At 48.9% G+C, this 20,781-nt stretch carries 16 protein-coding genes; 7 read left to right on the top strand and 9 right to left on the bottom strand.

The annotated features are described in order from the left end of the window. Window positions 1-530: 530 nt before the first annotated feature. Together Herbaro_RS20195 and Herbaro_RS20190 are read left to right on the top strand one after the other, a co-directional pair. The gene (locus tag Herbaro_RS20195) at window positions 531-1,235 is read left to right on the top strand and encodes a hypothetical protein (protein WP_275011388.1); all 705 of its coding nucleotides are present in this window, start codon (window positions 531-533) and stop codon (window positions 1,233-1,235) included. A 227-nt stretch (window positions 1,236-1,462) separates the two neighbouring features. Continuing rightward, window positions 1,463-2,296 (top strand): glyoxalase superfamily protein, encoded by an 834-nt coding sequence (locus Herbaro_RS20190; RefSeq protein WP_275011387.1) that lies wholly within the window; start codon window positions 1,463-1,465, stop codon window positions 2,294-2,296. A 194-nt stretch (window positions 2,297-2,490) separates the two neighbouring features. On the opposite strand, the gene Herbaro_RS20185 is transcribed toward Herbaro_RS20190, so the two are convergent. Together Herbaro_RS20185 and Herbaro_RS20180 are read right to left on the bottom strand one after the other, a co-directional pair. Then, the gene (locus Herbaro_RS20185; RefSeq protein ID WP_275011386.1) at window positions 2,491-4,488 is read right to left on the bottom strand and encodes a UvrD-helicase domain-containing protein; all 1,998 of its coding nucleotides are present in this window, start codon (window positions 4,486-4,488) and stop codon (window positions 2,491-2,493) included. Next, a complete protein-coding gene (locus Herbaro_RS20180; RefSeq protein WP_275011385.1) occupies window positions 4,478-6,226 on the bottom strand; it encodes an ATP-dependent nuclease in 1,749 nt (582 codons plus the stop codon). The genes Herbaro_RS20185 and Herbaro_RS20180 overlap by 11 nt, the downstream gene beginning before the upstream one ends. Window positions 6,227-6,444: 218 nt before the next feature. On the opposite strand from Herbaro_RS20180, the gene Herbaro_RS20175 reads away from it, so the two are divergent. From Herbaro_RS20175 to Herbaro_RS20160, 4 genes are all read left to right on the top strand, one after another. Continuing rightward, on the top strand, window positions 6,445-6,876 hold the full coding sequence (locus Herbaro_RS20175) for a pyrophosphatase (protein ID WP_275011384.1): 432 nt from the start codon (window positions 6,445-6,447) through the stop codon (window positions 6,874-6,876). 13 nt (window positions 6,877-6,889) lie between these two features. After that, a complete protein-coding gene (locus Herbaro_RS20170) occupies window positions 6,890-8,035 on the top strand; it encodes a hypothetical protein (protein WP_275011383.1) in 1,146 nt (381 codons plus the stop codon). A 5-nt stretch (window positions 8,036-8,040) separates the two neighbouring features. Beyond that, complete coding sequence (locus Herbaro_RS20165) at window positions 8,041-10,233, top strand: hypothetical protein (RefSeq protein ID WP_275011382.1); 2,193 nt, start codon at window positions 8,041-8,043, stop codon at window positions 10,231-10,233. Between the two features lie 320 nt (window positions 10,234-10,553). Next, on the top strand, window positions 10,554-10,898 hold the full coding sequence (locus Herbaro_RS20160) for a hypothetical protein (RefSeq protein WP_275011381.1): 345 nt from the start codon (window positions 10,554-10,556) through the stop codon (window positions 10,896-10,898). 123 nt (window positions 10,899-11,021) lie between these two features. On the opposite strand, the gene Herbaro_RS20155 is transcribed toward Herbaro_RS20160, so the two are convergent. Further along, window positions 11,022-11,885, bottom strand: coding sequence for an LAPAL motif-containing putative phage structural protein (locus Herbaro_RS20155; protein WP_275011380.1), 864 nt, complete (start codon window positions 11,883-11,885; stop codon window positions 11,022-11,024). Window positions 11,886-12,036: 151 nt separating this feature from the next. On the opposite strand from Herbaro_RS20155, the gene Herbaro_RS20150 reads away from it, so the two are divergent. Continuing rightward, window positions 12,037-13,137: a GTP pyrophosphokinase gene (locus Herbaro_RS20150; RefSeq protein WP_275011379.1), complete on the top strand. Its 1,101-nt coding sequence runs from the start codon at window positions 12,037-12,039 to the stop codon at window positions 13,135-13,137. 55 nt (window positions 13,138-13,192) lie between these two features. Here Herbaro_RS20150 and Herbaro_RS20145 read toward each other — a convergent pair whose 3' ends face one another. The 6 genes from Herbaro_RS20145 to Herbaro_RS20120 all read right to left on the bottom strand — a co-directional run bounded on the left by Herbaro_RS20145 (window position 13,193) and on the right by Herbaro_RS20120 (window position 20,778). Next, window positions 13,193-14,164: a hypothetical protein gene (locus tag Herbaro_RS20145; RefSeq protein WP_275011378.1), complete on the bottom strand. Its 972-nt coding sequence runs from the start codon at window positions 14,162-14,164 to the stop codon at window positions 13,193-13,195. A gap of 22 nt (window positions 14,165-14,186) precedes the next feature. Continuing rightward, window positions 14,187-14,879: a DUF4145 domain-containing protein gene (locus Herbaro_RS20140; RefSeq protein WP_275011377.1), complete on the bottom strand. Its 693-nt coding sequence runs from the start codon at window positions 14,877-14,879 to the stop codon at window positions 14,187-14,189. 415 nt (window positions 14,880-15,294) lie between these two features. Then, window positions 15,295-15,630 carry a GrlR family regulatory protein gene (locus Herbaro_RS20135; RefSeq protein WP_275011376.1) on the bottom strand — a complete coding sequence of 112 codons (336 nt, stop codon included), beginning with the start codon at window positions 15,628-15,630 and terminating at the stop codon, window positions 15,295-15,297. A gap of 287 nt (window positions 15,631-15,917) precedes the next feature. After that, the gene (locus Herbaro_RS20130; RefSeq protein ID WP_275011375.1) at window positions 15,918-18,200 is read right to left on the bottom strand and encodes a TnsB C-terminal domain-containing protein; all 2,283 of its coding nucleotides are present in this window, start codon (window positions 18,198-18,200) and stop codon (window positions 15,918-15,920) included. Further along, the gene (locus tag Herbaro_RS20125; protein WP_275011374.1) at window positions 18,200-19,138 is read right to left on the bottom strand and encodes a PDDEXK family nuclease; all 939 of its coding nucleotides are present in this window, start codon (window positions 19,136-19,138) and stop codon (window positions 18,200-18,202) included. The genes Herbaro_RS20130 and Herbaro_RS20125 overlap by 1 nt, the downstream gene beginning before the upstream one ends. Beyond that, window positions 19,138-20,778 (bottom strand): TniQ family protein, encoded by a 1,641-nt coding sequence (locus Herbaro_RS20120; RefSeq protein WP_275011373.1) that lies wholly within the window; start codon window positions 20,776-20,778, stop codon window positions 19,138-19,140. Before Herbaro_RS20120 ends, Herbaro_RS20125 begins: the two co-directional genes overlap by 1 nt. Window positions 20,779-20,781 lie beyond the last annotated feature (3 nt).

The following is a 20,781-nucleotide window of genomic DNA, read 5'->3' as shown; positions in this document are numbered from 1 at the left end:
ATGATGCAAAGGAATGAAAGCCTTTCTGGCTGCTATCCGTTAGCGCTCCAAGTAACTGAATTTATTACGTTAAATGTCTTTGAGAAAAGCTTTTGAGAGCCAAGATTTACACCCCATAAGCCTCAGTCAAATATTTCTTTATAGTTTAGGAATGAAAGCTTTTCTCGATAGACTTAGTGCGGATTAGCGGTCGATCTAACTTCTCTCCTTTGCACCTTGGGTCCGATGTCCGAGTGCACTACCCGTTATTGCACGCGTGTTCTGCAACCTCCATTTCTTCCTCACCGAGATGTCGCAGAGGGCTCTTTGCGCGAGGCCGCAGGTGTATTCGAACAGTAGATAGGCAAGTCAGCGCTATTACTGCGCACCGACTCTCCCTCCGCAGCCCATTGAAAGGCCCACCGGGTGCAAGCTCAGTTTCGCTGCCTTCATTTGCTTGATCTTCAAATCCAATTTCCTTGATGCTCACTAGGTCTCATGTATCGAATAGAATTTCTATAGTTCCTATGTGGTTTGGCGGGAAAATTCCAATGGAAATCATACTAATTAAAGAATATGGGGAAGATATGGACAATAAGCACGAGCAATCGTACGCGGACATTTTCAATAGAAAATTGGAGGAGAAAGCAGGGCCGGATAAATTTCATGCCTTTTCGGTAGACGGTCAAGACCGTGATGCAGGATGTGATTACGTAATTACAGATTCGGACAGGTTTGCGATTATTGAATTCAAGTGGCAAGAGAAGGACCTTCCAAGCGAAGCGAAAAAGGGTAGGCGTCGTGAACTATGCCAAGAATTAGAAAAAAACGAGGAGATGAAGAACTTGCACGATAGATGTCATTTCATTTCATGGTCGGACTCGATTCAAGGTAAGAGCCAAACGAATATCTACCGGAAGGAAATTTGCATTGGGGATATTTTTGGGGCGGGTTGTGGCTTCGGTGCAGCCGGCGCTTCAACCGAATCGCGCGTTGGCCTAGGTGAATTTGCCGAAGAATTTTTTGAAAAAAAGCGGTCGCTGAAACGACGTAAATTTGAAAAATATCTGGCGTGGGTCATGACTGAAACCAGTGAGTCTAAAAGCTCGACTGTTGAGTTGATCGCCTACAGGGAAAAATCTGATGACGTATTTACGTTCAGAATGAATTCACTTTCAGAAGTGAAAGCCTGGATGAAAACCTACAAGGTCGAGCCAAGGAACAAACAAAAAAAGAGAAAAGATAATAAATTTTAGTGCTAAGGGGAAAATGACTCGGTAGAAGAAGTTCCATCAACGCGCTTTACAAACAGGGGCTGATCCACTAAGGTGTCATCAGCCGTTTCACGTCGGCTCGCGCGCCCACTTAGCGAAGTGCAGTTAGGCAACGTGTCTCTCTCTGGTTGCAAAGGGATTCCCCTTTATCGCTACCTATTTTGGTATGTGGGCGTGCTGATGCTTGGTAGCTTTAATTGGAGAGCCCAGTGGCCATCATCTTTTCCGACGTCGATATCAAACGCTTCCGTCTCCGCGCGAAGCATCTTTCCCGAAGCTCCAAAATTTCGCACACAGAGGCTCTGGATGCAGTCGCTCATGAAGAGGGCTTCAGCAATTGGGCTTTGTTGATGAAGAGTGCGTCCCCCACGGAGGCTGCACCAGTTTCGACACTGAGACGTGAATACTTCCGATTTGTGCGAACAACGGAAGGAATGCACCAGGCTATGCGTAAAGTGCGAGCTCAAGGCCCGTATGACTACACTCAACGAGGAAGTCCGGCAGAGCGTGCGACAGCACAACTCGCAAATGACTTTGCGGATGGCGCCAATGCTGTCGATTTTGCAGTCGACTTCATGGAGTGCCTGCTGTCGGTGCCACAGTTCCGAATCCACCCTGAGTCACTGGTGAAAGCAGAAATGCGCTCCTGGTTGCCGTACTTTGTGTCTCCTCAGAACGACGACGCACAGCTTCTCGTGAATCGCCATTACAAGCCAGTAGGGCTAAGGACACCCGAATGGGTGGAATACGCTGCATATCCGCATTTAAAAGTTGCATTGAATAGCGAACAGCGACTGACCATTGCGCATAAGCCCTCGGCTGTAGGCTTTTTGTATGCCGACGCTATTGCGCCATGGCAGTCTCGGCAGAATGCCGAGCTTTATCTAGTCCGGTTGAGGGCATTGCAACAATTTCTTCGAGCCTCCCCACGCCGCAAGGTGTCCTTGTCGAGCTTGACGTCGACTCCGCCACGCAGCCTCGAACAAATTCGCGAGGCCTTCGCACAGGGTCGGTTTGCAGAATTGAAGCCTGACCAAGCGTAGTGAGCGCCGATTGCAGTTTCGCAGCCCAGCCAGGCTCAGCGCTTGGCTGGGAATTTCTTTTGACGGCGGCCACCTGGGTGGCCCTTTGTCGCACAGCAGCAACTCATCTGATAGCAGTCCGATTCCTGAAATTCGGGGGCAAGACTTGGCTGCTATGTATCGCTAATATTCATTGTGACCAATTTGGCGTGAAATCAGCACCAGACGATTTCCCACGCGTTCTCGTCTAGGTCTTTCTTGATTTTTTCGAACCTCGCTTCTTGCACTGCAAGGCAGAGTAGGTGGGTCGGCCGGGAGAATCCTACATAAACCATCTTGGATGATTGCTTGACCAGATTGTGTGCCGTAGCTTTGATCGTGTTTCCCTTTAGTTGATCTGCAAGGCGCTCTGACTCGAAGTTGCCCCCTTGGCCTTTCTCGTAATAAGTTTCCAAGTATAGGGTTGCCGTGTGCGTCTCTCCTTTTACGCCGTGAATAGTCGAAATTTCGACGGTGACTCCATCATGCTGCAGCATGTTGCAAGTATCCAATGAGGCTATCTGAGAAGAGGTCGTAGCGGCCGCCGGTGCGGAAATGAACGGAGCGCTATGGTTGATGACTCCATTGAACTGGACGAGAAATTCAGGCAAGTGTGCTTTGAACTCCGAGAGTGCTTCGGACTTCTTTCCACGAACCACGTTCATGCACCAATCGTATAGCTTGGACCGAAATAGCTGTAGATAATCTGGCCTCGCTTCCATCAGGAAAGCAAACATGCGTCGCTTTGAAAACGGGTTGCCGTTTTCGTCGAAGATATGCTCCTCGCGCAATATTCTAAGCAGTGCATTACAGATGTTCCTCTCAACTGGCGATATATTGCGGTCCCGGTTATCGTGATCGAAGTAACTTTCGAGAGACGTGTGATCCATCCTTCTTTTTGAATCAACCCTGGTATAGCCAGGGAAGTAATTACACAGCCTCAGCTTACCCTTCTCTCGTTTGGCTACCCATCCGACTGCCTTGTACTTGTTGCATGGGTCATCCGGAATTGAGCCCGCTTCAACAAACGACTTCACCAAGGTCGCGAACCTTGGAATGACTGCCTCCACTTTGTCTGCGGGAAAAACGATCATGTGAGGCTTAATGGGAATGTCGTTGCCGTCTTTTCCCTTTGCTCGGCCGTCGATTCGTATAGAGCTTACGGCAAAGCGACTGACCAAAGTGGCTACCATCCGGCTGAGTCGGTGGCTACCGTTCAGGTGTAAGACAACCTCTCTGTCGATCCAGAACTGCTCTGTTTCAGTACGTCCGTCATAAATCGACTGATTTTTATCGCCGATGCGCTGGTATGCAGACTGACTCGCTCCTCCATTGAAAAAGACGTCCTCAAGTATTCCGTATTGATGCGGCTTCATGTCTTGCATTTCATCGACGAACACCATGGAAAACCGCTTCTGAAGAAGCTGCTTTACACCGGGGTGCTTGTGAACGAATGCATCGGCCAGAAAGTACGCATCGTCGAAACTGAGGTAGCCAGCTTTCAGTATCTTTGTTTTAAAGTTGGATATCCAAGATTGAACTCTTCCTTTTTCAGTCGTGCTCCAGTCCTGGTATTTTTCCTTGGCGGTTTTTCCTTTGGGCTTCTTGAAGTCAATCATCGGGCCGCGCAGCCCGTTGGTTAGCTTGGCGCTGCCGTCGAGAAATGACCACCGGATTGCATATCGATTCAGCAGTAGAAAGTAACGTGCGTTCTTGTTTTCTTGCTTGCTGAATTTATCGAGATAGAAAGGTGGGCGTGAAAACTGCTGGTCGTATAAATCGTCGTCGATTCGTACAGGGGGATGCTTGTACTTGCTGATGAAGAAAGGGATAGCAAGAAATTCGTCGACGAAACTCTGAATGGTGCCGACGAAATTGGGATACCTAAAAAGCTTCGTGCAGTGAAGACCGATCCGGTTTTTTATCTCATCCATTGCCGCATTTGTATGCGATATCACCAGGATGCCGGAGCCGTCCGCGAAAGGCATGTAGCGGTCCAGAATTAGAAGCTTGGCGAGCAATGCGGTCGTTTTTCCGCTACCTGGGACCGCCTGCAAGTCGAGCGTACTAAGGTTCTTGATAAATGCTCGCCGTTCCTCGTCAAACGAAGCTCCTGGAGCCAGCAGAATGCTCTCGGCGAAGGCAATATCTTCCTCGGTTATTTCAATCTCCACAGGCATATTCGATGGCCTTCAACAAGTAGCTGATGTTTTCGTCTTCGTTGAGTTTGGCGCCGTCTATTTTCTTGTCTGCCATGGCCTGGGCTAACCTACTAGCAATCTCAGTCTTGGCAAGGGTGCCGTCTATCAATTTCTTTGAGAGCATCCCGTCGAAGTCTGTCCAGTCCGACCTGTTGTGGACGGCTTTGGCTATTTCTGCAAATTTCTCCTTGAAAACCACAGATTGCGAGAGACAGTATTCGAGCGTCCAACGCGGCGCGATAAACGAACGCACACATTGACCGTCAAAATTATCGACCTTAGCCTTTATAGCCTTCGCAAGATTGGCCTTGTCGCCGAGCACGTCTCCATCCTCCTTGTCTAGCGGGATATCGACATCGGTGACTATGGCGACCGGCTTCTTGAAATGGGGCTCGTTCTTGCGCTTGAAAATATTCGCGTATCTAGTGAATGCCAAACTCTGGACGTTAATTATCGCAACCCCTTTTTCAGTTAAATTGCGCCCAGCCATCTTCGCGAGTTCCGGCAAGATGAGTTCTTCTGACCATCCTTCCACTAGGATTAGCCCCTTCGCGAAGAACAGGTTTGCTTTCGTCACGTCGAGGAAGCGTTGGAGGAAGGCGTAGTCGTCGGGGTCTAGCTCCGTGTACTCTTCTCCAAGGGGGAGGGCATGTGCTCCATGGCAAATGATCAGATTTTTTAGTTCAAGTTTCGATCCTATGTTGGGACTGTGTGTGGTCAGGATAAGTTGAACGCCGTCTTGCTTCTGGAATGTTTCAATGGCTTGCATTTGTGCTTGCGGATGCAGGTGCGCTTCCAGTTCTTCCACCAATCCAAGTCGAATTCCAGCCCAATTCTTCTTATTCAAGTGGAGAAGTTCGGACGCCATGAAAAGCCGGTTGAGGGTTCCAAGTCCGGGGCCGATTTCGTCTCGGATTGAAAGCTCCAATTTTTCTAGCAAACTCTTTAGCTGCCACCTTTCAGTCACCGCGAGACCGGTGCTTTTCGAGGAGTCGTATAGAGAACGAATGTAAGTATCGATCTCGCTTTTTAGCTCTTTTCCCCGCAGGTCTTTTATATCGTTGCCTGCGGTGTCCTTTCCCTCGAAATAGTTTTCGATGGAGCCGTTAAAGTCTTTCAGGTGGCTGATGAGTAGATGGTCATAGCCATGGCCTTTAAATGCCTCGTGGCCTATCAATATCTGCGATAGCCGCGAATTTTTCCGGGCGATCAGTTCTTCTTCGGCGTCCCTCAGCGGCTTCAGATACGTAACCTTCAGGTATTCCTTGGCTTCTGGGCTGAGGGCTTTACCGTCGCTATCGGCGCCGGCACGAACCTCGTACGGAAGTACCTGGTTCGAGGTATGGTTCCGCTGAACGTCTAGGATGAGGCGCAACATTGGGGATGCCTCCTTTCCAGTCGACTCCCATGAAAGAAATTCTGTGAAGTTCTTTCCCTCGTCCGGTTCGATACCGCGGAGAGACAGCTCTATCCTCAGCCTGTGTTGACCAATATGAAAATCATCCCCATCAATCCTTAACCAGTCATAGCTGTGCGTTTTTAGTACGTGTCGGATAGAGTCAATAATCGCTGACTTCCCGGAATCATTTTCTCCGATCAACACATTCAGACCAGGATTGAAGTTTAGATCGAGATTCGGCGACTCAATGCTAAATTGGGCATCGCTACCGAATTTTCTGAAATTCCACAGTTTGAGGTTGGATAGGTACATGTTGGACGTTGTTGTAGTTGTTTTTTAGAAGTCACTAGTTTCCCGGAAGAGCAAGCCAGATAGTAGGACGGTAACATACTCGGCTGTTAAAATTTTGACTGCCAGCTTGACACTCAGGCTTCTATCTAGCGCTGAAATCAGTTGGGATATACTCATTTGATAAGGGGCAAGCGTGACTGGCCTCATGATCTGACAGCTCGTTCACACACGGAGAGTATATGAAGAGAAGTTTTGCTGAGCGGATTGCTTTCATGAATTCGATGTATGGTCTACCGTCGAATTCTTCACCAACGGTCCCTGAAAACGTCCAGGATCGACTCAAGAAATTTAAGGCAACGTTACTGGATGAAGTCAACGAAATCGACGACATCGTGAAACTTGCTGACGACGGTGCAAGTAAGGATGACATCGTCGTTGCGATTGCTGATCTGCTAGGTGATGTCATCGTCTACTGTCGGTCTGAGGCCTTGAAGTACGGAATCCCACTTGAGCAAGTCTTGGATGTCATCATGGACAGCAATGAGAGCAAGCTAGGGGCAGACGGTAAGCCGATTTACGACGAGAATGGAAAGTTTCTCAAGGGACCAAACTACTGGAAGCCAGAGCCAAAAATCCGTGAGCTTCTCGAATCTGCAGCATCTAACCGCTAGTTCATGCATGGTTATGGAGCCAATCGTTTTATCGGATTTAAAGACGCTCACCGAAGTTGAGGCAGGCCTGCGCTCAATTGACGAATCTCGTGGCGCACCACTTCAAGTTCAGCGCGATGCTGTGAATAAACGCAGTGGCGCCTTATACGATGCAGCGCGGTTGCAATTATTTGTGACGTGGGCGAGAGCGGCAAAAGAGGAAAACATTCATTTCCATCCTTCGAACAATATGGATGCGCTCATAGAAAAGCTTTGCGATTATGCTCCCGGTATCGCAATGCTTCGAATGGCAGGAGGAGTCCAAGTTGGTGAACAGATCGTCGGACGGCGTGAGGCTTTACGTCAGGCGAGAGAAAAAATGCAGCTGACTGATGATGAGGATTTGCCAAATATCATCAAAGGGCGATGCATAGATATGACATGCGTTAGCGGGATGAGATTGCAATATCTGGCACCGCTTTTTTCATTACGTTCTCCGAACGCATCGAAGGATGCCGCAGGAATGCTGGGGCTATTCAAGAGGTTGTTTGCACGGATTGCCCAACAAGATCAGGAGCTGTTGCCGGAATCTTTCTTGCAAGCCATCAGTATTTTTTCTTCTGAACTCTTCAGAAATACTCAGGAGCACGCTACAAGTAATCATCGCTACGACGAATATATCGCGCATGTCGAAGGATTCATTGCTAGTTGGGGCGTGATGGAGGAGCGACTGTTTAAGTCCGACTTTGAGGGGCACCAAAAACTGAGAAATTTTTGGGCTCGGGAGTCGTTGGTTTCGCGTGAGCCAGGGATGAGTTCGGTGCGGTGTTTGCAATTAAGCTTCTTTGACTCTGGCCCAGGATTCGCTAGTCGTGCCGCAGGTAAGCCGACCATAGAGCTGACGAGGGATGAGGAACGAAGGATTCTGATTCAGTGCCTTCAAAAGAACTTTACGACCAAGCAGCAGACCGGAGCTGGGCAAGGGATTCCCGGGGTACTCAGCGCTCTTAGGGATATTGGCGGGCTGATTAAGATTCGATCTGGTCGTCATTCCATTTTTAATTGCTTCGGGTTGGGAGAATCGAACCAACTGTTCGAGTTCGATGATTGGAGTGAGGAGGAGCTTGCAGAGGCCGCGGGGGCGGTAGTCACGATCATCATTCCATTGCGAGTCAATTGATGGACATGTCCTTCTTCTACAACGCTAAAAGCGTTTGTCAGCGGACCAATCTGGGAATTGATGTGTCGTGCATCTTCTTTGATGACCGGCGAGAGATTTCCAGTGTCGAGTTTTTCTCCGAGCTTGAAACTGCACTGAAAAGTAATGACACCATGCCGGATTGCATGGTGTTTGTCGCAGGCCAGAATCTTATAAGTGCTCTGAAGGTGCATTGGGATTCTCCAACGCAGCAAGATACGTTTGTAACGCGCGGGATTCGCAATCAAATTCACTACATCAAAGAGTTCCACTTCTATTCTTGGGAAGCTACTGGGCTGGTTGAGCACCATATTCACTCAACTTCTCAAGGAGGCAGTCGCTTCACACTAAATGTAGGCGAGATTTTGAGCCAAGGTTTGAAGAGCTTGGTCGAGCGCAACGATGTTGTCCAGGTTGCTCCAGCAGGCCATGTTTTTAGACACCCATCGGGTACTGTCAATAAGTTATTCATCCAGGCACGCGAGCTGGCAAAGTCTGAGCCACAGCTTTGCTTTATTGGTAGGTTGATCGTCGCGCAGCTGGAGAATTCTGTTAAAGATGAGTTGTGCATCGTGTTTATCGACACGATGAGTATCTATCACTATGTGCATGAGGCATTGAGCTTCATTGGAAGCTCAGCGCGTATTCATAGCTTTCATTCTTACGACGATGTCAAAAAAATCACGCCTCCAACAGAGCCGTATTTGGTAGTAATTTCGGCATCCACGTCCGGTGGCATGGCTCGTCAACTGCACAAGAATCAGCGATTTGATCCGAGGAGGTTGGTGACACTTGTTGACATGAGTTCGCAAGGTCGCAGCGGCAGCGTGTTGGTAGCCCTCGATAAAATCGACAGTCAATTTAGAACGCTCACCGAAACTGGTGTGGAGACAGAGATCGAACTAGTAGGCGAACATTTTTCATCGAAAGCTAAGCCGCCTCGGGCTGTGACGTTGGGCATCCCGCATACGCCAAAGCACTTGAAAGCAGCTTTGAAGTTCTTTGATGTCGCGGGTTTTTCTGCCCTCAATGTTCCAAAGCAGCCAAGTGGGACGCGTGTCATATCCCTTACTCCGCCCCTGATACAAGATGGGGATGTATTTGACAGATGGCTGAGGGACGAGATTAGGTGGAGTGTTTCTTCGTCGATTGATTTCATTGTTCATACAAATGATGATTGCTCACTGGCGCTAGCTAATCGTGCTTCAGTGCTATTGGCTGAAGCTAGAGGTGGCGGTTCGATTGCCGTGCTTTCGAGCGCCTTAATTAATCATGATGTGCTTGCACTGGCCAAGGGCATACTGGTTGTTACTGCACTCGCTGGTGACGGAGGTCAGCTTCGCGAAATTAGCCGTGATTTGCGTGAATACGTTGATCCGCTATTGCCAAGACATTTTCTTGTCGGTACAGGACTGCCTCAGTCTGAGGAGGCGTGGGACCGACTTAAGCAGTTCTTGGAGAGGAACACGTCACATCGGCGATATGGTTTTTCAGCTCGTTTAGTTTTGCCAACAGGACCCGAAAGTTCGGATGATGCCTGGCGAGCGATGCATAGGCTGGCTGAGAAGGCAGATATTACAGAGCTAGAGCATGTCTCGGTCGCTGCTTCAATCGTGACCGATTCTCTCCAGGCGGCTACTGGCGCACTTCATGCTGGTGCTAATGGATATTTGGCGAAATTCGACGGTTCGGCCCTAAGGTTGTCGGAAGGATTTCTATTTTTTGATGACGTTTTTAAGGACCGAATTCAAGAGGTTCCTGAGGCGGCGATATTCTTGGCGATGAGCTCTGCGATGCAGGCGGCTAGAGAATGCAAGATACCCGGCAACCAACTGAAACCGACAGGTTATGAGTCAGTCGTGATTTCGCCGGAATGCTTCCTACGGTTCAACGACAGTATTCTCCAAGCGTGTCTCCTCAGGGCCAGCCTTCCCTCTGAGTTGGACTACTCCGCTAGCCCTCATCTTAGTAAATTGATGAAGGAGTTCTTGATTAAAGTGTTTGATCGTTATTCCCACTCATATGGTGCTGCAGCGTCGGAATTCGCTGCCGCCTTGGCTACTGGGAGGCTAAAACTAAAAAAGAGTGATCAGGACGAGGTTCTGTCGAAAGCAATTGATCATGTCAAGGCCGCTCCATCGGCACTGCTTGGCTTGCTCTTGCTGGCCAATGATCTGTGACATTGCCGAGAGCGCGCTAAGAACTGAAGTGGTACGCAAGAGGGTAGCCCGCCCAGGTGACAATGCCAGGGTGGGATTTTTTCTTTGAAGGTACTCATCTTGGAGTCTGCAGTCATCTTCGAAAAGCTTGCTGGATAGCCACTTTGTCGCATGGCCACAACTCATCAGGGAGGCCGTTATAACCACAATTTGTAGTATGCCAACCGGACAGAAAAACGCTTTGACGGGGAACGCAGGCGCGCCGTAGATTGAAGTTTCGAAAGGGATGGACGGCTTGCCGCCCAGCTTCAATCCAGTCAATCTCAAAGGCGGGCACGCGTATGAGCTCTGTCACCCTCCAGGATGTACCTGCCGACTTTCCGCGATCCAGGCACCTTGCCTCGGTGGGCGGGGCCCAGCCTAAAGCCTCAGTGCGGCTAGTCCAAGGACGATTCCTCGAAGGCTGGACCGACACAGAACTCATAGAGCGATTTGATGCCTGCCACGATTTGGTGGAGCAACTCACGCCATTCTGCCGTGAGAAGTTGGCAAGCATTACTGGTTCGACCACCGAGAGCCTACTTCCGCGCGTGCGCAAAGGGGTGCTTAACAAAGGCTGGGACCTGACTGATGCGGAGTTGGACTGGATTTTTGCTCGGCTCAAATCAAGATTGGCGGAGCCATGAGCTCTCCCCCGAGGCGGTAAGGTCTGGACGAAAAACGGCGCAATGGGTGTCGAGAGATCTGCCCCCCATCCCGGCCATCCGAGATGGGGGACGAAGGGACGGTGTCAGTGGCCGGCCCTACCACTAAGCATCGAAGAGACCTACCTGCGTGTGCTGCTCGTGGTGTTGAATGACCTTGAGGACACGGCGGTTGGTATTAATCTTTTGGCCGACTTTGTACTGCTGGATATGCATCTCAACCTGCAGCATGTCACCTTTACCGAAGCGCTCACCTTCATTCACCCGCCGAACAAAGTCTTCATCTGCCAAAATGGCAGAGAAGTGGTTGTTGTCCCCGTCGCTGAACTTCCATTTATTGCCCTCTTGAAAATTGGGAGAGAGCAGTATGAGCGACATAGTTACCACGTTATCTGAGAGCTTTTCTTCGGGAGTGATTGACACGAAAAAATCTGCTTCTTCCTTCTTGACCTCTACCAACGCATCGTTCCCTCCCTCGATGTTCACTGAGTCGACTCCTTTTTTCTGGAGGGCTTCTCGAATGAATCGGCCGACAGTATCAGAACCTTTATCGCTGAGAACAATGTTCAGTGCTTCGGTTTGGACCTGAATAACATTCCCATTGTTATTGGTCACATTGGCTTGCATGCCATTCTCGTTGGTGTACGAAACAGCCTTTGGCTCCGAGCCCTTGAGAAACTTCCACAAAGACATCGCGTCTTTGATGAGCGAATAGACGTCCTTAGCGGAAACGGTTGCCAAGAGTGTCGCCGCAGGTCCTGCAATGTCCATGACCAAATTCGTGACGAACGAGCCGTGCTCGAATCCAGAAACCTCGGCTTTTACGTCGGTCTCGTCACCGTACTTGGTCTTTACGGCTGTAACCATGAATTCCGAGAACGCAATCATATTGCTAGCCGCTTGGTAGACATCCATCAGGCCATCGTCAACGGCTGGCCCTTTATACCGGATAGAGATGCTGGTCTGCATCTGGCATTTCCCCCATGTGTGTTCTGATTCTGTCCACTATGTTGATGCACCATCAGACTTTTATCAACCATCCGCGGCGTAAAGCGAAATCTGAGAAATCCTGGTCCGTAGTAGATAAGTTACGATGACGGCTTAAGAATGGGGAGGGGCGATGGCAATATTGGATGAATACAAAGAGAAAAAAGACAATTATGTTGAGTTGAAGCGCGTAGCGTTGAAGAGAATAAGGCGAATCCTACGCCAACATAATCTGAAAGTTCACCTTGTCGGTGGGCGCGTAAAGACGGGGAAAAGCTTAGCGGGGAAGATAAAGAAGAAGTGGTCTCGATATGAAACGTTGACAGATATTACTGATATCTGTGGGCTGCGAATCACGACCTATATGTCGTGCGAAATCGACGCTGTCGCCGCTCTGTTGACGGAAAGTTTTGATTATGATCCGTCGAAATCGGTCGACAAACGAAAGAAAATGAATCCACTGGAGTTCGGTTACTCCTCTCTACACCTGATACTTTCCCTTACTCGAGGTGGCTCTATCGAAGAGGGCGTTCCTCATCTACGCGGACTGCAATTTGAAGTTCAGGTGAGAACAATTCTTGAACATGCGTGGGCTGAAATCGAGCACGATATTGGCTATAAAGGGACCCAGGTCTCAGATGAGACGAAGCATAGCTTTGGTCTTATAGCGGCTGGACTGGAGCAGGCAGATAACGAGTTCGTGCGAATCCGCGATAAGCTGGAGCGAGACGATGTGAATGCCCATGCCAAACATCAAGATGTCCCGAAACTAACTCCAGAAATGAATGTGTCCATCAACACCCTCGAAGCATTTAAAACGAGCGATGTAGTCGGTGAGATGGAGGCACAGTTGTATGAAATCGCAAAAGTAAACTGGTTAGCGCCAGAAGGCAGATCAAATTTGCTCAAGCTTGTTGAGGCATTCGATGCCGTGAATGTCACGACCGTTTCTCAGTTGGGGAGTCATTGCGAGCGATTGAAATCGTATGTCCCAGCATTTCTTATTCATCACGGCGACGGATTTAACCGGGCATCCCTACCAAGGGGATCGATTCTGGCTTTTGTTCCGTATGCGATTGCAGCTGAAATGAACGATCCTGCCATATTCAATAGTCTGGCAGAGGTGTTGGGTATAAAAGTCGAACGGAAATTCACACTAGCAAGTTTGCGGGATTCCTACGAGAGAGCAGTTCAGGACCCTATGTTGAAGAAGCTGGGGAATTTTATTAAATGACCGAACCCGGTGCCAAGAGATGTTGGCCCCCGGGGCTTTTCGTAGATGTATGCCGCTAGAGTTTCAGAATCCGTTTTAATTTCCACGCGAAAAATGCAGTGCACAGCAATGCCCCAATGATCACGGCCTCCGTGGTCATATATTCTGACGCTAGATTATCAAGAGGGGTGATGTGCGTTTGAATACACTGCGTTTTGTTCGCCGCAGTTTCACAGCCTTTGCGGATATCTACGATTCGTGCGGTGGCATCCTTTCCTAACGTTTCAATCATTGGAAATACGGTGCTTGCGATCAGCCCTCCTACCAAGCCCATAGCGACGCCGACTTCAGCGTTGAGAATCGCAGATTTCTGTTCCGCGCGTGAGGGAAACATCTTCTCGAATCGCTCAGTTTTCTTTTCGAGTCGCTTTATCAGGCGGGCTGTCGTTGGACTACTTTGGTTTCTCGGATCGGTCTCCGACAGGAGTTCGAAAAATAGCTCAAAGTATCCACGTAGCAAATCGTCCCGGTTGCTGCGCAAAAACTCGGAAGCATGCGCATGGTGGCCGACTACGTAGCACGTGTCCCGAACATAATCCCGCTTTTCAGACCTATGGGGATATAAAAGGACTACGACCGATCCGTTTGAACTCAACGAGAACACTATGTCTGAAGCTGTTGGTGTTTTTACGAATTCTGGAATATTGGAATTGATGACAGCTCTGAAGTTGTATGTGATATGAGAGGTGTCTATTTCGCTTTGTTTGCCGCAGTAGAAGGTGTAATACCTAGAATTCGCTTCACCTTGCAATTGGCGCGAAACTGTATCGATCCTAGGTATGACCTCTTTGATGAAAACATTGCGCGAAAGATGCGCATTGGCCACTGATGCACTTGCCTTGGCACTTTTTTTGTCCAGACCTTGCCTGAGTATGTTCATCAATCGTTCGAGTTTGAGTTGTTCTTCGTCTTCGGAGGTCCCTACCATAGAGCCGAAGTGACGCTTAATTTTGTGAAGAGTCTGTGACGCCAGAGTCTTGATAAACATACTTATTTTTATGTTTGCATAGTTAGGGTTTAGGAGTATCTCTCTTCAAGATGGCATCTTTTTGACCTTCCGGCATTAGTGCAAAAAGGGCATCTCGCTGCTTCGGACTGGTAATCATCTCCTGAACAATGTAGTTCACTAGGAAAAACATTTTACGAACAAGATCGACATTGTCTTCAACCTGTATTTCTCCTGGATGAACTGAGCTGTTGCCTACGATCCGTACTACATCAAGTGCTTGTTGAATCTGTGCATTCAAGCTCCCTTTTTTTACCAAAGAGGCGATATCAGCATTAATGTTCTTTCCAGGCTCTCCGAAATGAACGCAAAGCTTCTGGACTATGAGGCGAAGTAGCGCTGCGGCTGCCCGAGGAGACAACTCAAGAATCTCCCTCGCCTCTCTGTAGTCTTGTCGGCAATCTTCAGGTAAGTCCATACTTGCCGGTGGGGCAGTGCTTTCTCTCGGATATATCATCGTGCCTGGTACTTCTACTATCGCGCTTTTGCTGGCCAGATCAGAGAGGAGTTGCCGTGTCGAGTTTAAATCTGAGCGCCAAATGGATACCTCGTCGCAGGCATTACATTTCGCTTGTCCAATGCGGTTTGAAGAAAATTCTTTGGGCGAGTCCCCATACGTCCAAGTCATCTGCGCAACCGCGCTACAGAACGGGCACGTAAATTTTTTCTTTTGATACCCTGGTTCATTTCCTGTCATTTATCTTCCCCTATTGGTAACACGGCGCACTTTGTGCGACTTATACCGCTCGAGCGAGATTGCTATGGCGGCTGCTGGCTGACCTCTGCGGCGGTTTGCGGCTTCCTGTCGACTTTAGTTTTTTATCGTGGACGCAGCAATTGTGCTTCAGAAGCTGGTCCAGCAGGGCAAGCTCCCGGCACAACTCGCTAAATCCAAGCATTGATTTTTTAACCGAGAAGAAGCCCGCCACTCAAGCGGGTTTTTTCTATCCCCGCAGCTCAATATTCAGTGCTTTTCAGCAGATAACTCGACCGATCACCTCCTCATTGCAAACTTTCTTCCGCGTTTGGCGCTTTCGCGCAAGGATCGAAATATCGCACCTGAAATTTACTAAAAAATCACCACCTCAAGGGTGGCGATTTTTTAGGCGTTGTCAGAGAGGAAGAGCTGCAATCAAGGTTCCGTGAATCTGAATTGGTGGTTGCCCTGGTACCGGCGAGTTACCACTCAATTGGAAGCCCGCACCTGATGCTTTTCCAGTGAGCTGCAGTTGAAATTTATTTCCACCGGTTCCGAACACTGAAGTGGCTCCGGTCACATAGCCTGCAATAATGAGCGATGCGCTAAGGATTTCTCCGGATTGGCTCAGACTGCCAGAATAAAGAAATTGCGGGTCGGCACCTTGAACTTGGCCATCGCGTACAACAACTACGCCGCCACTGCCTGGTTGAAGAGCGTGAAAAGCTACTTTGTAGAATCCGTCTTTCATGCGTATTCCTTTCTTGGATTTTTGATGAAGAAGCGCAGTATCAACTTAGCCTTCCCTCCATAGCTAAGTGGATCAAATCTAACATAGGGAAGCCTTCCGTTCCTGCACTGGGTCGGTTAGCGTCTATCAGCACTTCCTAATTTCCTCTAGAGTAAAGCGAAGTTGCCGTCGCGCTAGCTTCCAGCATGACCTGGCGACGTCATCCGCTATTACTGGGCGTCGCCGAACTCGACGTAAGCTATGAGGCCCATCAGATGATGTAGCCGAGGGCATCAGCCAAAATTAGACTAGTAATCCTTGTAAAGCACCTGGTTGTCATTCAGTGTTGTGCGTTCAATTGTCATTGCTTCTTCATGAGCGGTCGGCGCTTCGGGCTTGGATGGTTCAATACCAAGCTGTTCCTTCCGAGCCTCATGGTCGCTCCGCTGCTGATCCGCTTTCATCATCTTACGTGCTTTCCGAGCTTCCACCGCTCCTTGTGGCTCTGGAGCCGGCGCTGGAATGGTGGAACGCTGTTCGGTTTCGTCCACAGTAGCTTGCTTTGCCTTAGATAAGCGTCCAGTTTTACGCCTGTTATAGGATTTCACGGCTTGACCATACTTGTATAGCGCATTCGCAGACCTCTCCAGCTTGTTCAGGTAGTCGTTCAAGAAGTCCGCACGGTCGTCATAGTCTACTTTTTCGTGCTCAATGGCATACAGGCTAATCGGGTTTCCTTTCTCCCGCTCCCACCAAAGTTCGAATGGTGCATTTGGGATTGTGTGAACCACGATCTTCATTCCCCGGCCACGATGGGCTTGCGCATATTCTTCGGCATCTTGCTTCAAAATGTCATTTTCATATGAAATTCTCTTCACTGTGACTAACCCATTCGATTGAACGGTTCTAGGGTAGGCCGTGCAGAGTTTCCTATAAATGGTTTCTTCCGGCCAATCCCAACTGAAATCGCCCTTGCGGTTAGCTTTATTGAATTCATAAATGTGATAGGGCGTTGGCTTCACTCCCTTCATTAGCATTTTCAAGCTCAGTCTTCTTCTGGAAACAGGCCGGAGATTTCTATCGCTGATAGCGGTGAGTAGGCCGGCCATGAATTCTTCCAAGGTGACGGCATCCCCAGATTTAATGTTGGCCCGCCTCTTTCTATCTTTCTCAGCGTTACCGGTGCCGTGGATCGAGCCGGGGATTTTGACGAGTGCTTTTTGGAACCAGCGCATTGCCTGTTCGGCATGGCCTTTTCCCTTGGCATTCCTAGGTGCCGCGATTAGAGAGCATGCTTTCAATCGCTCGACAATGGCCTTTTGCACCGCCTTCGATACACCAGGCCCTCGATCTATGAATATCGCACTAGCACAGCCAAAGACCATACCGGGAAGGTCTGGAACACCCCAGCGCGTAAGTTCCTTGTCTTTCGGCGTGTATGCGCTAAAAACACATGAGAGATAGGCATCGCCATCTTCAAATCCGAATGTCACGTACCAGCCAACGATGGCGGCACTGGTCCGGTCAACGGCGAGTAATACCGTCGGGCGACCCTTTCCATCGATTGATATCTTTTTTCCTTCGTAAAGTAGGAAATTGTCAGCCAATGTTCCATCGATGTCGTATACAGATAGTTCGCGGTACACGATATCCCGAGCACTCCCCCCACTTGGCGCACGCGTATGGAGCGGCTCATATTCTAGGCCGCGGTTTCGAAGCTTCTTCTCTTCTCTAAGAATGCCTCGCGTCAACTCAAGCCCGTAATCCTCATTGGGTAGATGCTTTGGATGAACAGGATATTTATCGGCATCCGTCTTGCCGTTGATGCCTACCCGGGTAGAGACGAAGTCCCTGTAAATGACAGCAGCAGACTCCTCATCGTCTTCAAGTCGCTTCACCACCTCCTTTCGGAGAAGTGTTAAAAACCTCTTGGACACAAGCTTTCTTGGTGCGGCTGTCTTTGGATTAATTTTCTCGGCATCACTTCGACGACCGGACATCACGAGGGTGCCATCATTCTTTCGCTTGCCACGGCGTGCAATTCCTTTCCCGCCCTTCAACCAGTCTTGGTCGATCTGTGCATTTGGATGCCCGCCATAAAACTGGTCGGCGAAGATAGCTGACCGAATCGTAGGCCTGCTCAGCGGTACCTTAGACATGGCCCAAGTAACTGCTCCGCTGAATATCTTTATGCTTGTAACCAATCCATCGCCAAACTTCTGCTTTAGCTTTCGCACCAAAAGGTTCTTCAGTCGGAATTTATAACTATCCTTAGCATCCATCTGTTTGGGGTGTTTCATTTCATTTGGAATACCCCAATTCTCTGCATCTCTTGGCAAGAGCTTGCCTGCGCGTCCCCAACGCAAGACATCAACTGCAGGAAGTGGTTTATGTAGTTTCGCGCTCGTAGGGGCGGGATGGATTTTGTATTCGCCATCGATACTTTCACCGACTTCGATAACGTGTACCCAATTTCTGTCTTCGACAAGAACTCGATAGTATTTGGTAGGCTCGTTCGCAGCCGTTTTCAATGACCATAGAGATGTGCGATTGAGTGGAAGTTTGAATTTTTGATCAGGGATAAATTCCATCATTTCTCCTTACGGCGGATACTGCCGTATGTCGATGAAGCTGGCGGCTCAAGCATCATTGATAGTTTCGGGTCCAATCTGTGGTGGTGATTCCAACGGAGGAAACCTAGGTAATGAGCCAGAGCAAATAACATGTATCCGGTGGATTCCCGATCTAACTCCATTTTGGTACAAGTGATACCTAAGACCCTCTCGAGCGGTCCGCTTGCAGTGGAGTCGTGCAAACGCCGTGCAAGTTCACGGGCATGCGCTACGTAAATCGGCTCAATAGTCTCGGTTTTTTGCATGTATGAATGGAGCATCAGGTTGTTTTCGTCCTGTAGCTGTGTAATTGATTGCTCCGTGATGATGATGTGTTGAGAGCCTGGGATATCAAACAAGCGGTCTTCGTCCTCATGTCGCCGAATTACCTTTGAAGTTTCCAATTCATTTTCATATTTGCAGGACACACCAACGTATTGAAGAGGGCCGCTCGTTCGGGGCTTCACGGTGACGCAAAAATCAATGGCCTTGATGGCGGTGCCCAACATGTTTATATTGAGTTCCTTGTTTCTTGCATACGTTGATCGGTCCCATACTGGATACTGGCCACGAATTTCTACGATGCTTGGCTCCATATTCGCGAACCGAAGAAATTTGTGTTCAAGCCATGATTGGCATGGAACGTAGAGCCCACCACTTTTCAAGCTTGGGCCGTTTCCAGGTATGCCGAATATGCTCTCCGTGGCCTTATTCCAAGTTTTAAACTCTTTTGTGTTGATAACGCTGGGATATCCACGAGGGTCATACATTGGCAATTCAATTTCCAAGTCGTGGAAAGGGCTGCCATTGAAATCCCAGCGTAAAGGTGACGGAAGCGGCGTCTGATTTTGCACGCGTGCAAGCTGAATCCTGTGCGCCTCTCCGCGAGAAAATGGAAGTTGGCTGAAACGGTCCATTAGAGGTTTTGAGTGTTTAACCATTGTTTTGCTTTCCACAGACGCTTTACAAAATTTCGATGTGTATTGAGCTTTGTAAATGATTCTTCAACACCAAAATGATGGCCAGGAGAAACCGTTCGCACGTGTGAGCAAATAAGAGGTGTAACTCTCATTCGGAAAGTCTCATTGGTGTCCTTAAGCGTGTTCAGAAGCGAAACGATGGCCACTGACTTGTGTGCCATTGACTTACTTGACTCCGACGGAAATCCATTCAGTAGATATCGCTCAGAGATTCGGGAAAAGGGTTTCGTGGATATAGCCAGCTCGTACCGATTTTTGATATAGGTTTCCAGATGGCTTATTCGTAGTTGGATTGCACTCTCGTTTTTCCTTTGGCGCGCTGACAGCATCTGAGGCGGGAGGGTGCTTTCAAACCAAGCACTGTCTATTGCGCTCATATGCAATTGAACGGCGTATCCTCCTTCAAAAAGGGGAATGTCTGTTCTCTTGAAACTAGGGTTCTCACGTTTTTTTTGTTTTATCCATGAGCGGTGTTGCATGGTGATAGCTTGTCTCTTTCTTTTGGAAAGAGAATTCAGACGTTCTGCGTATGTGAGCTTTTGCAATTGCCATTTGGATGAGGAATTTATCCCCTTTGATTCAGGGGTAGATAATTGGGCGATAGACTTTGAATAGGAGCTAGTGCTCTTTGCCATATTCATAATTTGCTCAAATCCTCCAAACACCGCATGGACAACCGCCATAACGTGAATAGGTGTTCTCACAGGGCCAAGGTTCCGGAATCGCGGAACTCCGGCCAAACGCTTCATTGTGGTTTTTCGGATGTGAAGGCTTTCCAGTACCGAGGGGCCAAAGGCGCTCAACAGGGCATCCTCTAGACGCGCAACAATGATTTCCTCTGAGGAAGAAAAACTGCTGAGTGCAGCATGTGTGAGATCGGAAATCTGGGTTGGAGAAAGATGCTCGGGTATTTTTCCAAGCAATGCCGCCTCCGCCATTCCAGCTAGAACCATTTCTGAGGCCTCGTCATTGGCTGCAACGTTGGCTATGACCTTTAGACTTCCGCCACACAGACATGACGTGCTTGGAAGCCAGTGCGATTTGAGTCTGCGATGGCCGTCCTGGCAAGATTCGCAAAAAGTCATTAATGGCTGCCCGTGCTGCGGACACATCAACATTCGAGGTATGTGATGAAGTCGCTTCCAAGTCGCGTAACCCGGTCCAGATTCATGGGAAAGGTCTTCACCGATGCAGTCGATACAAACCGCCATCTTCCCTCTGAACATATGGCTACCAGTCGTGGAGGCGATCCCTCGCTGTGCCTCGTCAAGATGATGGCGACGAAGTACATCGGTATCCACTTCATCTAGGAATGGTGAAAAGTATGGGAACAGTGTGTGCTTCATGAGCAGGGCCTCTGCATCCGGTAGGACATCTGCGTATTCATTGGCAATCGACTGAATTCCTGTGGGAAATACCCATGCTGGTTTATTCGTTTCGTTAGACACACTCTTCGGCATGAGTAACCTCTCAAACGTATTCCGTCGTAAGCCTTGAACCGCTAGATATCCTGAAATGTGTTCTTCGGGACTAATTCGAGCGACAACCAATGCTGCATTTCTATCAATCTGAGCCAATTT

The sequence above is a fragment of the Herbaspirillum sp. WKF16 genome (assembly GCF_028993615.1).
Lineage (GTDB): Bacteria > Pseudomonadota > Gammaproteobacteria > Burkholderiales > Burkholderiaceae_D > Herbaspirillum.
This window is presented reverse-complemented; position numbering and strand designations above follow the sequence as displayed.

What these genes read in the sequence shown, in the direction of transcription:
- Herbaro_RS20150 (WP_275011379.1), top strand. Translation starts at nt 12,037, where the DNA reads ATGGCAATATTGGATGAATACAAAGAGAAAAAAGACAATTATGTTGAG.
- Herbaro_RS20130 (WP_275011375.1), bottom strand. Translation starts at nt 18,200, where the DNA reads ATGGAATTTATCCCTGATCAAAAATTCAAACTTCCACTCAATCGCACA.
- Herbaro_RS20125 (WP_275011374.1), bottom strand. Translation starts at nt 19,138, where the DNA reads ATGGACCGTTTCAGCCAACTTCCATTTTCTCGCGGAGAGGCGCACAGG.
- Herbaro_RS20180 (WP_275011385.1), bottom strand. Translation starts at nt 6,226, where the DNA reads ATGTACCTATCCAACCTCAAACTGTGGAATTTCAGAAAATTCGGTAGC.
- Herbaro_RS20170 (WP_275011383.1), top strand. Translation starts at nt 6,890, where the DNA reads ATGGAGCCAATCGTTTTATCGGATTTAAAGACGCTCACCGAAGTTGAG.
- Herbaro_RS20140 (WP_275011377.1), bottom strand. Translation starts at nt 14,879, where the DNA reads ATGACAGGAAATGAACCAGGGTATCAAAAGAAAAAATTTACGTGCCCG.
- Herbaro_RS20135 (WP_275011376.1), bottom strand. Translation starts at nt 15,630, where the DNA reads ATGAAAGACGGATTCTACAAAGTAGCTTTTCACGCTCTTCAACCAGGC.
- Herbaro_RS20195 (WP_275011388.1), top strand. Translation starts at nt 531, where the DNA reads ATGGAAATCATACTAATTAAAGAATATGGGGAAGATATGGACAATAAG.
- Herbaro_RS20155 (WP_275011380.1), bottom strand. Translation starts at nt 11,885, where the DNA reads ATGCAGACCAGCATCTCTATCCGGTATAAAGGGCCAGCCGTTGACGAT.
- Herbaro_RS20165 (WP_275011382.1), top strand. Translation starts at nt 8,041, where the DNA reads ATGTCCTTCTTCTACAACGCTAAAAGCGTTTGTCAGCGGACCAATCTG.
- Herbaro_RS20145 (WP_275011378.1), bottom strand. Translation starts at nt 14,164, where the DNA reads ATGTTTATCAAGACTCTGGCGTCACAGACTCTTCACAAAATTAAGCGT.
- Herbaro_RS20160 (WP_275011381.1), top strand. Translation starts at nt 10,554, where the DNA reads ATGAGCTCTGTCACCCTCCAGGATGTACCTGCCGACTTTCCGCGATCC.
- Herbaro_RS20175 (WP_275011384.1), top strand. Translation starts at nt 6,445, where the DNA reads ATGAAGAGAAGTTTTGCTGAGCGGATTGCTTTCATGAATTCGATGTAT.